Here is a 15,747-nt window from a genome sequence, read left to right as displayed (position 1 = left end):
ATTAGACACAAATTGCACTAATTGCACTAATTAATTCGTGCCAATTGGCGAAATTCGTGGCAAAAATATTTTTATAAATAGATAAAAACACATCGTTTTAAACTTCTATTTGAGACTCATAAAACATTGGTTCGGTTATTCGATACAAACATCGGATAACCGAATTAACCAATATAAAAAGAACATGAAAATTTTACTACTCGAAGATGATTTTACTTTATCAAAAGAAATCTCAACATTCTTTACCTCAAAAGAATTCGAGTGTTTTCCCTATTACGATGGCTCCTTATTGTTAAAAAAATACCTTCCAAACGAATACGACTTAATAATTCTGGACATCAATGTACCCGGAACAACGGGAATTGACGTTTGCAAAGGCATTCGCCAAGTCGACAAAAAAACGCCTATAATTATGCTGACTGCTTTTAGCGAAATCGAAGACAAACTCGCTTCTTTTGACAATGGCGCCGATGATTATCTGGTAAAACCGTTTCATTTTGAAGAACTATATGCCCGAATAGCTTCGCTTTTAAGACGAAAGGACATTCCGCAACAAACCGAAAAAAAGATTCTTATTAAGGATTTAGAAATTCAAGAAGAAGAAATGAAAGTCTTTCGCTCCGGCGAAGAAATAAAACTAACCCCAAAAGAGTTTAAACTCATCTTAATTTTGGCTCATGCTAAAGGCAAAGTGCTGTCTAAACAATTTATAGCCGAAAAACTTTGGGACTATCACATCGAAACCAATCAGAACACTATTGAAGTTTACATTAATTTTTTAAGAAAAAAAATTGATAAAGACCACGAAACAAAACTCATTCGTACCAAAATTGGCTACGGATATTATTTAAGTGATCAGGAATGACATTAAAAAATCGAATATCGCTATTAGTCAGTTTGCTGTTTACCATCCTTTTTGGTTTGGCTTCGACTGTGATATTCATTTTATATTCCAATTACAGAAAAGAAGAATTCCGCGACCGGTTAGAGATTAAGGCTTTATCAAACATTAAACTTCTGGTAAACGTCAAGCAAATCGACAATCAGTTGCTTAAAATTATCGATCAGAACTCCATTAATAAGTTATACGACGAAAAAACGCTGGTTTTTGATTCTAACTACAAATTAATCTACAGCAGTATTGATGATGCCAAAATAAAATGGTCTGTTGATGATCTGAAGTATTTAAAAAAGAACAAAACCTTTTTCAAACAACAAGGTGATTATGAAGTATACGGCGTTTTTTACGATACCAACGACCGTGATTTTTATGCGTTGATTTCGGCAACTGATAATTTTGGTAAAAAGAAATTGCTTTTTCTGCGTTATACCTTAATCGTATCTTATCTTTTCTTTACCTGTCTGTGTTGGATTATCACTTCTTTTACCGTAAAAAAGCTGATGAATCCTCTGAATTCCTTTCATCAAAAAATAAAAAATATAAACGAGAACAATCTCGATACTCGTATTGAGTCTAAAAGCAATAAAAACGAAATTGATCTGATTGCCAACGAATTCAATTTCATGATGGACAGAATTGAAGTCTCCTATCAAAAACAGAAAGAATTCACGGCAAACGCTTCGCATGAACTCAGAACTCCACTGTCCAGAATTACTTCGCAAATCGAAAATACTGTTGCAGATCCTAAAACGAGTGTTGAAAATAAGTCCTTTTTAACCAATATATTAGCGGACGTAAATCAATTAACAGAACTGATTAACTCCTTATTGATTTTGTCTAAAGTAGATACCAACAGAGGTGAAAATACAGAAATACATCGCATGGATGAAATCCTCTTTTCTGCTATTGAAAATCTGAATAAAAGTTTTCCTGATTTTGTAATTCTATTTGAAATTGAAGAAAATGAAAACCTCGATACCGCTTTAGAAATAAAAGGAAATAAAAACTTACTCGAAATTGCCTTGAGCAATGTTCTCAAAAATGCCTGTGTATACTCAGACAATAAACAGGCAACAGTTAAAATTAGTGCAGACGACCATCATTTAATTCTCTCTGTTTCTAACACCGGAATTACCTTAAGCGAAGAAGAGCAAAAAAACCTTTTTCAGCCTTTTATGCGTGGAGAAAATTCAAAAGGAACAACCGGATTTGGCCTTGGATTGCGAATTGTTCAACGAATCCTCACGCTACACAAAGCAACCATAAGCTACTCAGTATCAAATACTAACACGAATTTATTTCGATTAACTTTTCATTTGTAAGTAATTTTAAGCTATTTTTAAGGTAGATTTTAAGGTGTCTTAAAGTCTGTCGATAGCATATTTGTACAAACTAAAAATGATACAATGAAAAAGTTATTTGCATTACTCCTATTCGCAATGCTTAATCAGGCTGCAATGGCTCAAAAAACGGTCACCCTTCAAGACTGTGAGGCTCAATTTTTAAAAAAGAATCTCTTGTTACTGGCTTCTCAATACAATATTGATGCGTCAAAAGCCATGACCATTCAAGCCCGAATTTGGGATAACCCTACTCTTACAGCTGAATTGAATGCTTATAACCCGGAGCGGAATCAGTATTTTGATATTGGAAAAGAAGGGCAAAAGGCTTTTGGAATCGAACAACTCATCTATTTAGGCGGAAAAAAACGCAATGAAGTAAAACTGGCTAAAACCAATGAACAACTGGCAGAACTTCAATTTAACGATCTTCTGCGAACATTAAAACTTCAATTACGCAAAAGTTTTTATACTGTTTATTTCAATATCAAGAATCTGGAAACCACAGACAAACAAGTCGTTCATCTGGAAGATTTGATCAATTCTTATACTATTCAGGCTCAAAAAGGCAATGTTCCATTAAAAGATGTTGTTCGCTTGCAATCTCTTTTTCTAAATTTTAAAAATGCAAGAATGGAAACTGTAAATGATAACATTGACGAACAGGCCAACTTAAAATTACTATTAAATGAGACTGAAAATGTAATTCCTGTAGTTTCCAAAGAAGAATTTGATAAGTATCTTAAAACGATTGACTTCGATTTAAAGAAATTCGAAACCGATGCCATTGCCAATCGACCGGACTATCAGGCCAAACAAAAAGAAATTGATGCCAACGAAATAAATGTAAAATGGCAAAAATCACTATCTATTCCTGACCTTACTCTAGGAGCCAACTATGATCAGCGCAGTGGTGCTTTTAATAAAGAAAGTAACTTGACTATTGGGATTCCACTCCCTCTTTGGAACAAAAACAAAGGAAATATCAAATACGCACAAACGATTCTGGAACAATCAAAAATTGACAAACAAAATTTTGAATTGCAATTACAAACCGAAATCACATCGGCCTGGACCAAGTGGGACGAATCACGAAAAAATTACAGCGTGATAAAACCAACGGTGAATGCTGACTTTGAAGCGGTTTACAATGGAATCCTGGCCAATTTTCAAAAACGAAACATCAGTATTTTAGAATTTACCGATTTTATGGAAAGTTACAATCAGGCCACCATTCAGGTAAACGAAATAAAGAAAAAGGTAGCCCTTTCCGGTGAAGAATTAAATAGCACTATCAATAAAGACTTATTTTAAAACAAACTAAAGATGAAACATAAACTAATTATAGGAATTGCGATTGTAAGTTTATCCATAACCGGCTGCAAAAAAGAAGTTGAAAATCCCGATACCAATACTTCTTTTGTACTGAGCGATGCCATGCTAAAAACAACCACTACTGCACCGGCAGAAAAACAACCCGTAAAAAATGTATTGAGTTTTTATGGTAAAATTACGGCCGACAACAACAAAATGATAGACGTTTACCCGCTTGTTGGCGGAAGTGTATTAAAAGTGAATGTTGAACTTGGAGACTATGTAAAAAAGGGACAAGTTTTAGCCTCGATAAAAAGTACTGATGTTGCCGACTTCGAAAAACAGGCTATAGATGCCAAAAATGATTTATTGGTAGCCAAAAACGGCCTGAAAGTAGCTCAGGAATTATATGACGGGAAGTTAAACTCAGAGAGCGATGTCTTGCAAGCAAAATCGGAAGTAAATAAAGCGCAGTCGCAAGTCAGTAAAATTCAGGAAACCTATAAAATTTACAATATCAAAGCCGGTTCTATTTATGAAGTTACTGCTCCGATAAGCGGTTTTATCATTCAAAAAAGCATTAATCAGGACATGCTTTTGAGAAATGATCGCACTGAAAACATTTTTGATATCGCCGAAATTAGCGAAGTATGGGCCATGGCTAACATTAACGAAATTGACATCAATAAAGTAAAACTGGGCACTGCTGCTGCCGTAACTACGCTAAGTTATCCCGATCAGGTTTTTAAAGGAAAAGTGGACAAGATCTATAATGTGATCGATCCTGAAACCAAAGCCATGCAGGCACGTATAAAATTAAGCAATCCGGGGTACTTATTAAAACCGGATATGAATGCCAGCATAAAATTATCCTTCGACGAAAATGAGTCTATGATAGCCGTACCAAGTAAAGCAATCGTTTTTGATAAGAGCAAAAACTTTGTCGTGATTTTTAAAGACCGTAACAATATTGAAACCAGAAAAGTGGACGTGTATAGAGTAGTTGGTGACGTAACCTATATTTCGAGCGGACTAATAGAAAACGAAAAGGTAATCACCAACAATCAATTGTTTATATACGGTGCCTTAAACAATTAGCCAGATGGTAAAAGTAACTACTATAACAAGTTTCGGAATCTTCCTGTTTTCTGCGTTATCTTTTTCGCAGGAAAGAGATTCGATACGCAGTTATAGTCTGAAATTTCAAATGACATCAATATACCAATACCAACCGGCTTTTCATTCTCCTTATCAAGGAACAAACAGTTTAAGTCCAAAAGAAGAAAAAGCCTTGTCCTTAACATCAACTCTATATTTGGATGTCCCTCTGTGGAAAGGAGCAACAGTTACCTTTAATCCCGAAATGTCAGGAGGTGAAGGGCTGTCTCAAGCAAGAGGTTTAGGGGGCTTTCCTAACGGAGAAACCTTCAGAATCGGAGATACAAAACCGGTCGTATATGTGGCAAGAATGCTTTTGAAGCAGCAGTTTCAATTAAAAAACAATCAATCACTGCAATTCGTTTTTGGAAAATTTGGATTGTCTGATTATTTTGATGGAAATGCGTACTCTCATGATCCCAGAACCCAGTTTTTAAATTGGTCATTAATGGCCAATGGAGCTTGGGATTATGCAGCAAATACCAGAGGATATACCGTTGGATTTTATGCCAATTATCAATTTGATACCTGGCAAATCAGAACGGCGATGGTAGCAGTACCCACCTATGCCAACGGTCCAAATGTAGCCTTTAGCTTTGATGATTCGAATGCTTTTAATCTGGAGATTGAGAAAAAAATAACGTTTGCCAATTCTGATACCAGCGTTATTAAATTATTAGGATTTCGCAATGTAGCCGGAATGGGAAATTACGATGAGGCCAACTCTAATTTTATAACAACACCGGATATTAAAAGTACCCGTAAAAATGGTCGCACAAAATATGGCATCGGTCTCAATGCCGATTACACACATGGAGACAATTGGGGATTATTTGCCCGAATGAGTTATAATGATGGTAAAAATGAAACCTGGGCCTTTACCGAAATTGACCGATCAGCATCCTTGGGAATGAATCTAAAAGGAAAAATGTGGAACCGTAAAGAAGATTTTGGCGGAATCGCACTAGTGGTTAACGGACTATCCAAGCCTCATGAAGAGTACCAAAGACTAGGAGGAAATGGTTTTATGATTGGTGATGGTACTTTAAATTATGGAACGGAAAAAATCGTAGAAGTTTTTTACTCCTTTGCAATTCCCAAAACCCATTTTACGCTTTCGCCCGATTATCAATTTGCATTAAATCCGGCTTATAATAAGGATAGAGGGCCAGCACAATTTTTCGCATTGCGTTTTCATACCGAATTCTAAGGCCAATTATAAAACGAATTAAAACATAAAATTCATCATTAAAAATACTTTTTAAAATGAACAAATTCATAAAAAACATTATTGCTTTCTCGCTAAAGAACAAAGCATTTACCTTCTTTTGGGTGGGATTACTGGCCGTTGCAGGATTTATTTCTTTCAAAACCATGCCTATTGATGCTTTTCCTGATGTAACTAATACACAGATCATTATCATCACACAATGGAACGGGAAAAGTGCTGAGGAAGTGGAACGTTTTGTTACTTCTCCTATCGAAATTTCGATGAACTCGGTACAAAAGAAGACCAGTGTCCGCAGTATTACCATGTTTGGTTTATCGGTTATCAAAATCATTTTTGATGATGGTGTCGATGATACTTTTGCCCGTTTTCAGGTAAACAATCTCCTAAAAAATGTGTCATTACCCGATGATGTCGAACCGGACGTTCAGCCTCCATATGGTCCAACAGGAGAAATTTTCAGATACATTATAAAAAGTAAAAGCAGAGACAGCAGGGAATTATTAACCTATCAAAACTGGGTGATCGACAAACAACTGCGCTCCCTTCCCGGTGTTGCCGATCTAAATGTATTTGGAGGGCAGACTAAAACTTATGAAGTAGCCGTTGATCCGATAAAATTAGCCAAATACAACATTACTCCTCTTCAGGTTTATAATGCAGTCAATGCAGGAAATCTAAATGTTGGTGGTGATGTAATTGAAAAAAACGGACAGGCGTTTGTAGTCCGTGGTGTAGGGTTATTGAAATCTATTCCGGATATTGAAAATATTATTGTTGACGATGCAGGAGGAAATCCAATTTTGGTTAAAAACTTAGCGGCAGTAAATGAAAGTTCAATGCCAAGAGTCGGACAAACCGGAATTGGGGATAATGATGATGCGGTTGAAGGAATTATTGTCATGCGTAAGGGTGAGAATCCTCAGGAAACTCTGGCACTCATCAAAGCCAAAATAAAGGATCTTAACGACAATATCCTTCCAAAAGACATTACATTAGAAACGTTTTATGATCGTGATAATCTGATGAATTTCACCACCGAAACGGTAATGCACAACTTATTTGAGGGTATTATTCTGGTTACTTGTGTCGTCTTTCTTTTTATGGCCGACTGGAGAACTACCTTTACCGTTTCTATCGTTATTCCGCTGTCGCTGTTGTTTGCGTTTTTATGCCTCAAAATGATGGGGATGAGTGCCAACTTATTGAGTTTAGGAGCCGTCGATTTTGGAATTATCATTGATGGTGCCGTCGTAATGGTTGAGGGATTGTTTGTTGTTTTAGACCGTCGGGCGCATCAATTAGGAATGACCGCTTTTAATAAAATAGCGAAAGGCAGTCTGATTAAAAGAACCGGAACCGAAATGGGAAAAGCGATCTTCTTTTCTAAACTAATCATTATTACCGCTTTACTACCTATTTTCTCCTTTCAGAAAGTAGAAGGGAAAATGTTCTCTCCCCTCGCCTATACCTTAGGATTTGCTTTAATGGGAGCTTTAATTTTTACTTTGACATTGGTACCGGTCTTATCCCATATCCTTTTAAATAAAAATGTAAAAGAGAAGCACAATCCGTTTGTCAACTTTTGGGACCGGATAGTAGGTAAAGGTTTTGCCTGGACTTTCAAACACAAAGCCAAAACACTAATTGCTTCAATCGTTTTATTGGCTACCGTTTTCTTTTCTGCAACTTTTCTTGGAACTGAATTTTTGCCCCAATTAAACGAAGGCGCCTTATGGGTAACCGCAGAATTACCAATGAGTACTTCTCTTCCCGAAAGTGTGAAAACAGCTGCTATGATCCGAAAAGACCTCGAAAGCTTTCCCGAAGTAAAAAAAGTGCTGTCACAAACCGGAAGAAGTAATGATGGAACCGATCCAAACGGTTTTGGGTTTATTCAGCTTCAGGTTGATCTAAAACCAAAAGCAGAATGGACGCGAAAAATTACGATGGACGACCTGATCAATCAAATGGATCAAAAATTAAAAGTCCATCAAGGCATTACCTATAATTATTCACAACCCGTTATTGATAATGTAGCCGAATCTGTAGCAGGATTTAAAGCTTCTAATGCCGTAAAAATATACGGTGATGATCTTAACAAACTCGATGAACTGGCCAATGAAGTATTGGCCCAAATTAAAAACATTCCCGGTATAAAAGATGCCGGAATTCTTCGAAATGTGGGACAACCTGAGATCAGTGTTATTCTGGATAGAGAAAAAATGGCAGCCTACGGTGTTACATTGAGCGATGCCCAAGCGGTACTTGAACTTGCTTTTGGAGGAAAAACAGCCACAGAAAAATACGAAGACGAGAAAAAATTTGATGTAAGAGTTCGTTTTTCTCAAGAATACAGAAAAGACGAAAAAGATTTAGAAGAAATAAAAGTACCGACGATTAGTGGTATTAAAATTCCTTTAAAAGAAATCTCAGACATCAAGACCATTACAGGCCCGGCTTTCATATACAGAGACAATACCAAACGTTTTATCGGGGTTAAATTCTCTGTTCGCGATCGTGATTTAGGAAGTACCATTGCCGAAGCACAGCAAAAAGTAGACAAAATGAAACTACCACAAGGTTACACTACCGGATGGACGGGAGAATTTGAAAATCAGGTTCGTGCCAGTGCGCGTTTGGCACAAGTTGTTCCCATAAGTTTAATCGGGATATTTGTCTTGTTATTTATCCTTTTTGGAAATATTAAAGATTCCTTACTGGTTTTAGCTAATGTTCCTTTTGCTATTATCGGTGGTATTATTGCTTTGCATCTTACCCGTATGAACTTCGGGATCTCGGCTGGGGTTGGTTTTATTGCTCTACTTGGAATTTGTATTCAGAATGGTGTTATTCTGATCTCGGAATTCCATCATAATCTAAAGGCGAAGTTTAGCCTCGAGGAATCCATTTTTATGGGGGTAAAAGCACGAACAAGAGCCGTTGTAATGACAGCCCTCATGGCTTCTATAGGTTTAATGCCCGCAGCCATTTCAACAGGAATTGGTTCTGAATCACAAAAACCATTGGCCATCGTAATTATTGGAGGATTGATTACCGCCACGATTTTAACCTTATTAGTGTTTCCGATTATCTTCTGGGTCTTCAACCGTAAAAAACACGTACCGATTGAATAAACAACTTCAAAAAAACCACTCTTTCGGAGTGGTTTTTTTTATCTAAATCCTTCCAATCTTTTTAATCTGTGGCAGATAATAAAGACTTGTTGACTTTTACAGAATGTCTTTAAGGGGCGGGAAATGCTAAAATAAAATAGCACGCAGATTTAGCAGATTTTGGCGGATTTTTTTATCCTTGCTATCTGCTAAATCTGCGTGTAAAAAAAGGTCATAAAGTGCCAATTTCCTAACTTCTCGCTTTAACAGTCTCGCAAAAACGCCAAGCCGCTAAGTTTTCTCTTCTTATTTTTAAGTTTTACCCTTCTGTTTTCCACTTTTCAATTTGGGTTTCTCGAAATGTCATGGAGTCTCAAAGCTTTTTTTCTACTTTCTCATTAAAACTTTGCGATTTTGCGACTCCGCGAGATTTTTACTACTCCACAGATTTTCGTATTGATTCTTTATTTCGTCAAGATGATTAACTGGTGGCTCGCGAAAGCTAATCCAAATCTAAACCTGACCTATTTGAAGCATCAACTGAAACATTTTTAAACAAAAAAAACGACCCTCTGCTCATGAAGATCGTTTTTAACTAACTTAAACTCTTTTAAACTAATCTAAAATCTTATTTTAAATCTTTCAAAAGGGCAACAGCATCTGTAGCGTTTGATAATTGTGCGTATTTCAAAGCTGTATATCCTCTTTCGTTTTTATCAGATGGACGTGCTCCACTAGCCAATAAAACTTTAATAATTTCAACTTTGTTGTAACGTGCTGCAGTCATTAAAGGAGACATATCACCTGACTGTTCGTTTACATTAGCTCCGTATTCAATAAATTTCTTAACTCCGTCAATATCACCCTTACTAATAGCAACGTTTAATGGTGTTGCATCTTCGTCTATAGATAGTACAATTTGATCTTTCACAACTGTTTTGTGATTTGCAGCCATTGATACATTTGCAAATGTTACTAAAGCTAATCCTAAATAAATAACTGAATTTTTCATAATGGTTTTGTTTGTTAAATTGATTGATAAAATATGATTGATGATCTTTTTAAATTCTATACAAATGTAAATAATATTTTGGTATTTTGCATTACAAGGTACTATGTTTTAACTAATTCTTAACGTTTTGTTAATGATTCCTAAATAATACCACCCAATCGTTATTTAATTCTGTATAAAAGACGCTGCAAAGGTAGAAATGTTACACAAAAACGAATATTTCTAAAAAATATTTGTCAAATTTTCCCAAAAATGTAAAACCAAAACATTACTTTTTTAACTTTACTTTGAAGTAATACTCAAAAAAGGCCTATTTTTTTAATGAAAAATAAATTTTCGGCCAATAATTCATACATTAATGATCTAAATTACTTATTTTCAAAAAAAATAAAAAAGTAGGATAAAACTTAAGTATATAGCTTTACGTTTTGTCGTTTTTTTATAAAGAAAACGGCTAATAAAATAATTGACCAATCATTTTCACCATTACCAAATCATTTAAATAACCTTTAAACCAAAAAAAATGGGAGCAATCAAAAAAATTCTGGCCGCCTTAATCTTAGTTCTAGCAATCGTATTAATTACGGCTTACTTTATGCCTCGAAATTATGCTGTTGAAAGAGAAATTATCATCCATAAACCGGTCGATAGTGTTTTTAGTTATGTCAGATATTTAAAAAATCAAAATGAATTTAGCGTCTGGGCCAATATCGATCCCAAAATGAAATTGACTTACAAAGGAACAGACGGTAGTGTTGGTGCATTATCAGCCTGGGAGAGTAAAGTAAAAGAGGTTGGTGTGGGTGAACAGGAAATCACCAAAATTACAGAAGGAAAACGATTGGATTTCGCTCTCAGGTTTAAGGAGCCGATGAACGATACTGCTGTCGGATTTATGTCGACCGAAAGTTTAGCAGCGGATCAGACCAAAGTAAAATGGGGCATAAACGGTGTTATACCCTACCCTATGAATATCATGTTGCCTTTTATGAAAATGGACCAGATGATTGGAAATGATTTACAAAAAGGCCTGGATAATTTAAAAGCAAAGATGGAAGAATAAAAGATCAGGTTCAAAAATTCGAGGGAAATAAAAACTTTGCAACGCTGCGTCTTTGCTAGAAATAATTTTCAGGTTCAAAGCAACAGAATAAAAACGAATCTTTGTAAAAAAAAGAAAACCGTCATTAGTTTGTTAATGACGGTTTTCTCTTTTTTAATGGTTTCCTTTATTACAAACCTTTCAGAATTGCAATAGACTCTGTAGCCTTCGAATATTTGGCATAATCTAACGCTTTTAAGCCTTTATCATTTTCAAGTGAAGGCTTAGCTCCATTTTCTAATAAAACTTTAATAATCTCTACTCTGTTAAATCGTGCTGCCAACATCAGCGGAGACATGTCTCTTGATAATTTATTGACATCTGCCCCGTATTCGATACTTTTTTTAACGCTTTCAAGATCCCCGTTGCACACTGCAATATGTAATGGCGAAGATTCATAAGCAGAAAACTCGATTTGATCTTTTACCAACGGCTTGTGATTTGAAGCTACTGATACATTTGCAAATAAAACAAAAGCTGTCCCTAGAATGATTACTGATTTTTTCATGATTGATTGATTGATTGATTGATTGATTGATTGATTTAATTGTAAACTGTAATTTAGCAGGGTTGCATCAAAAATGCTGTCTTCTAAATAACAGTTACTATCTATATAGACGCTTAAAAAACCTAAAACGTTACATTTAAATCAAAAAAAAATCAAAAAAAACAAAAAACAAGTAAAGAACCTCAATAAAAAAGCGCAATCCAAATAATTGGATTGCGCTTTTTCTATTAAAAATAAACTCTTAAAACCTAAAATTAGGCCTTATCAGCAAGATATTCCTTTACATTTTTATCAATACGTGCATCAATATTAGCAATATCAGCTTTTACAAATTTTTCTCCTAAGATATTCTCGTATAACTCAATATATCTTTCTGAAACAGATTCGATGTAAGCTTCTGTCATTTCAGGAATTTGTTGTCCATCCTGACCTTGAAAACCATTTTCGATCAACCAACGACGTACAAACTCTTTTGATAATTGTTTTTGCTCTTCTCCTTTTTCCTGTCTTTCCTCATATCCGTCAGCATAAAAATAACGGGAAGAATCCGGAGTATGAATTTCGTCAATCAAAACGATTACACCGTCTTTTGTTTTTCCGAATTCGTATTTTGTATCTACTAAAATTAAACCACGACTTGCGGCAATTTCTGTCCCTCTTTGAAATAAAGCACGGGTATATTTTTCTAAAACAATATAATCTTCTTCTGAAACTATTCCTTTTGATAAAATAGCTTCACGCGAAATGTCTTCATCATGAGAACCATTGTCTGCTTTTGTAGTTGGTGTGATAATTGGTTCCGGAAACTTATCATTCTCCTTTAAACCTTCCGCCATTGTTACACCGCAAATTTGTCTTCTTCCTGCAGCATACTCACGCGCAGCATGTCCTGAAACATAACCACGAATAACCATTTCAACTTTAAAAGGATCACATAAATGTCCCACAGCCACGTTTGGATCCGGAGTTGCAATCAACCAATTGGGTACAATATCTTGCGTTAATTCCATGAACTTTGTAGCAATCTGATTCAGAATTTGCCCTTTGTATGGAATTCCCTTTGGTAAAACTACATCAAAAGCCGAAAGTCTGTCGGTCGCCACCATTACCAAAAGTTCCTCATTGATATTGTAAACTTCTCTAACTTTTCCGCGATAAACTGATTTCTGATTCGGGAAATTAAAATCTGTAGTTGTGATTGTATTGCTCATTATCCTTTAGTTGTGTTTTGTTTTATGGATGCAAATTTAAAACTAATTAAAAGAGGAAGCAAAAAAAGTATTCAGTTTTCAGCTTTCAGTCGCAGCTTTCAGTCGCAGTCTTCACTCTCAGTTGCAGTTTTCAGTTGCAGTGACAGTCTGTGCTTTTGTCTAAATCTTTTCTCAACCTCAGTCTTAACGCAATATTAAAGACTGAAAACTGAGACAAAAAGACCGAGACCGAGACTGGGACCGAGACTGGGACTGCAACTGAGACTGAGACTGAGACTGAGACTGAGACTGAGACTGGGACTGGGACTGAAGACTGAGACTGAAGACTGAGACTGAGACTGAGACCGAGACCGAGACTGAAAACTATTTCTTCAAAAGAGTCGTATTAAACAAATTCAAAATTCTGCTGTATTCATCAATTAAGGAATACGTTTCTTTAAAAGTATGCGCTTCGATCGGGAAAGAAGCTAGTGTCCAGTTCTTTTTTTCTAATTCTATAAAACGCTGTGATAAACGCACAATGTCTTTGTATTCTACATTATCATCCACCATTCCGTGTAACATTAGTAAATTTCCTTTCAGGTTACCGGCATAATAAATAGGAGAGCTTTTTTTGAATGCCTCAGGATCTGTCTCAGGAAAGTTTAAAATATTCCCCGTATATCCGTGATTGTAGTGTGCCCAATCTGTAACCGAACGCAAAGCAGCACCCGAAACAAATTCTCCGGGAGTTGTCAGCATTCCCATTAAAGTTATGAATCCACCGTAAGAACCTCCGTAGATACCTACTCTGTTGACATCAATACCCAAATTATCTACTAAGTATTTTTTACCATCAAGATGATCGGTTAAATCTTTACCTCCCATAAAACGATAGATTCCGGTTCTAAAATCCCTTCCGTAACCGTCACTACCTCTGTAGTCAATATCCAAAACTGTATAACCCAAATCGGTTAACAAGTTATGAAACATATATTCTCTGTAATACGCACTCCAATGGTTGTGTGCGTTTTGTAAATATCCTGCACCATGTACAAAAATTACGGCTGCTTTATTGGTGTTCTCTGCTTTTGGCGTATACAATCTTGCATATACCGGAGTTCCGTCTTGTGCTTTGAAAGTAATCACTTCTGGTTCTCTCCATTGGTATTTTTTAAATTCTTCTGAAGTTGAAGATGAAATTTGCTGTAAAGCAGTATTCTTTTTGTTCTCGGCAATATAAAAATCCCAAGGTTTATTTTTAAATGAGTAACGTACCAAAAGTGTCGATTCATCAGGAGATACCACCACTTCGTGTGCTCCGTCTTTTGTTAAAATAGGTTGCATAATTCCATCTGCAACATTTAACTTATAAAAATCTCTATTTCCCGGATGTGTTGTATTCGTTGTTAAATAAAATGCCTTTTTGTCTTTAGATAGAATTAGATCGCGAACCTCCCAGTTTCCTTTGGTCAGTTGTTTTTTTACATTCGATTTTAAATTGTATGTGTATAAGTGTGAGTATCCCGTAGCTTCCGATTGAAAATAAACCGTTTCATTGTCTGCCAGAAAACCAAGATTTCCGGTTTCAAAAGCATAAGAAGGAATTCCGGGCCCACCAATCCACGCTTCATCGTGTTGGTGTTCTATTTCGGTAAAAGTTCCGTTTTCGAGATTCAGACTTACAATCCATCGGTCTTTATTGTCCTGACTTCTGATTTCTGTAATCGCAAAGGAACCGTCTTCGTTATATACAGGTGCCAGCGCAACAATTAGTTTGTCTTCTTTCTCTTTGTTTTTTAAATTATCGTAAGCCTCATAGTATTTCGGAACGTCCTGAATATGGCTCAATTTTGAGAAATTGACAAAATAAACAGAGTCTTTTGCAACGGAGTAAATACCAAAACGTGTTTTTACCAAATTGGCCGTCGATACTTTTTCTTTGGTATCAGGAGATTGATTATAACCGTCATCTGTTATAAAAACTTCCATTTTTTCCATTTTAATTTCAACATTTTCTACTAAACTAAAAGTAGCGTAGTTTCCATTTGGATTTGCTTTGAGGTCTGTCAAATTATCTTTTCCATAAAAATACTCTTTGACAAAATCTGACTTCACGGCTTTGCTTTTAGCCATATTCCATTGTTTTTTTGCCTCTTTATCATTGATAAATTGAAATAATTCTTTCTGTTGTTCTTTCAAGAAAGTATCTTTTTCGGGTGTTTTCTCTTTCTTATTGCCTTTACTGAAATTAGTAATTTGCAGTAGTGTGCCTTCTTTGCTATTGTATTTAAAAATGTTTTCGTTTTGCTCAAAGAACACAACTCCAAGCTGACTTCCTAACACAAGATTAGAAATCGGAGTATTTTGCTGGTATAATTTTTTTGTTGCTTTTGTACTAATAGTGTACGAGTACAAACCTCCTTTATTCGTATAAAAAACAATATCTGATGTCGGTTTTCTTTTAAAATCGAATTTAGAAAAAACGGCTTCCTTCGGCTCTACAAGTACCGGATTAGAAGCTCCCTTTTGCCAGGAGTACGTGCTTGTGCCTAATTCGTTTTTCGGATTCCATTCAAAATAAACTTTTTTTCCATCCAGTGACCATCTTCCGTTTGTTGGCTGATTGCCAATGAAAGAGTCTCCTTTCATAATTTCTTCTAACTTTAAATTTTGGCTGGTACCCGTTATTGAAAAAATTAAAAAGGCAAGGATAAAGATGTTTTTGGTCATGATAGTTGTTTTTTAGTAGAGCAAAAATACACTTTGTGGGCTATTAAAAAAACTTTTTCCTCTTTGCTTCTAAAATCCAATTTCTAATATGGAATTACGTCTAAAACTTGTATAGTTTATTCTAACGGTTAAGTCTTCTAAGATT

11 protein-coding genes are annotated in these 15,747 nt (G+C 35.5%); 7 read left to right on the top strand and 4 right to left on the bottom strand.

Going from position 1 to position 15,747, the window contains the following annotated elements; all coding sequences use genetic code 11:
• Positions 1-184: 184 nt before the first annotated feature.
• The 6 genes from LNP23_RS15180 (at position 185) to LNP23_RS15155 (ending at position 9,078) form a co-directional block, all read left to right on the top strand.
• On the top strand, positions 185-865 hold the full coding sequence (locus LNP23_RS15180) for a response regulator transcription factor (RefSeq protein ID WP_230001838.1): 681 nt from the start codon (positions 185-187) through the stop codon (positions 863-865).
• Positions 862-2,223, top strand: coding sequence for a sensor histidine kinase (locus LNP23_RS15175; protein WP_230001837.1), 1,362 nt, complete (start codon positions 862-864; stop codon positions 2,221-2,223). Before LNP23_RS15180 ends, LNP23_RS15175 begins: the two co-directional genes overlap by 4 nt.
• Positions 2,224-2,307: 84 nt before the next feature.
• On the top strand, positions 2,308-3,555 hold the full coding sequence (locus LNP23_RS15170) for a TolC family protein (RefSeq protein ID WP_053004246.1): 1,248 nt from the start codon (positions 2,308-2,310) through the stop codon (positions 3,553-3,555).
• Positions 3,556-3,567: 12 nt separating this feature from the next.
• On the top strand, positions 3,568-4,653 hold the full coding sequence (locus LNP23_RS15165; protein WP_230001836.1) for an efflux RND transporter periplasmic adaptor subunit: 1,086 nt from the start codon (positions 3,568-3,570) through the stop codon (positions 4,651-4,653).
• 4 nt (positions 4,654-4,657) lie between these two features.
• A complete protein-coding gene (locus tag LNP23_RS15160) occupies positions 4,658-5,923 on the top strand; it encodes a carbohydrate porin (protein ID WP_230001835.1) in 1,266 nt (421 codons plus the stop codon).
• A gap of 56 nt (positions 5,924-5,979) precedes the next feature.
• The gene (locus LNP23_RS15155) at positions 5,980-9,078 is read left to right on the top strand and encodes an efflux RND transporter permease subunit (protein ID WP_230001834.1); all 3,099 of its coding nucleotides are present in this window, start codon (positions 5,980-5,982) and stop codon (positions 9,076-9,078) included.
• A 607-nt stretch (positions 9,079-9,685) separates the two neighbouring features.
• On the opposite strand, the gene LNP23_RS15150 is transcribed toward LNP23_RS15155, so the two are convergent.
• The gene (locus LNP23_RS15150; RefSeq protein WP_047776564.1) at positions 9,686-10,069 is read right to left on the bottom strand and encodes an ankyrin repeat domain-containing protein; all 384 of its coding nucleotides are present in this window, start codon (positions 10,067-10,069) and stop codon (positions 9,686-9,688) included.
• A 523-nt stretch (positions 10,070-10,592) separates the two neighbouring features.
• Here LNP23_RS15150 and LNP23_RS15145 point away from each other — a divergent pair.
• The gene (locus LNP23_RS15145; RefSeq protein ID WP_230001833.1) at positions 10,593-11,132 is read left to right on the top strand and encodes an SRPBCC family protein; all 540 of its coding nucleotides are present in this window, start codon (positions 10,593-10,595) and stop codon (positions 11,130-11,132) included.
• A gap of 169 nt (positions 11,133-11,301) precedes the next feature.
• On the opposite strand, the gene LNP23_RS15140 is transcribed toward LNP23_RS15145, so the two are convergent.
• From LNP23_RS15140 to LNP23_RS15130, 3 genes are all read right to left on the bottom strand, one after another.
• Positions 11,302-11,679 (bottom strand): ankyrin repeat domain-containing protein, encoded by a 378-nt coding sequence (locus LNP23_RS15140; protein ID WP_047776562.1) that lies wholly within the window; start codon positions 11,677-11,679, stop codon positions 11,302-11,304.
• A gap of 254 nt (positions 11,680-11,933) precedes the next feature.
• Positions 11,934-12,890 carry a phosphoribosylaminoimidazolesuccinocarboxamide synthase gene (locus LNP23_RS15135; protein ID WP_047776560.1) on the bottom strand — a complete coding sequence of 319 codons (957 nt, stop codon included), beginning with the start codon at positions 12,888-12,890 and terminating at the stop codon, positions 11,934-11,936.
• Between the two features lie 363 nt (positions 12,891-13,253).
• Positions 13,254-15,602, bottom strand: a complete 2,349-nt coding sequence (locus tag LNP23_RS15130) for a S9 family peptidase (RefSeq protein WP_230001832.1) — start codon at positions 15,600-15,602, stop codon at positions 13,254-13,256.
• Positions 15,603-15,747: the final 145 nt, after the last annotated feature.

Source organism: Flavobacterium cupriresistens (genome assembly GCF_020911925.1).
Lineage (GTDB): Bacteria > Bacteroidota > Bacteroidia > Flavobacteriales > Flavobacteriaceae > Flavobacterium > Flavobacterium cupriresistens.
The sequence above is the reverse complement of the archived record's forward strand: the minus strand, read 5'-3'. Positions and strand labels throughout refer to the sequence as shown.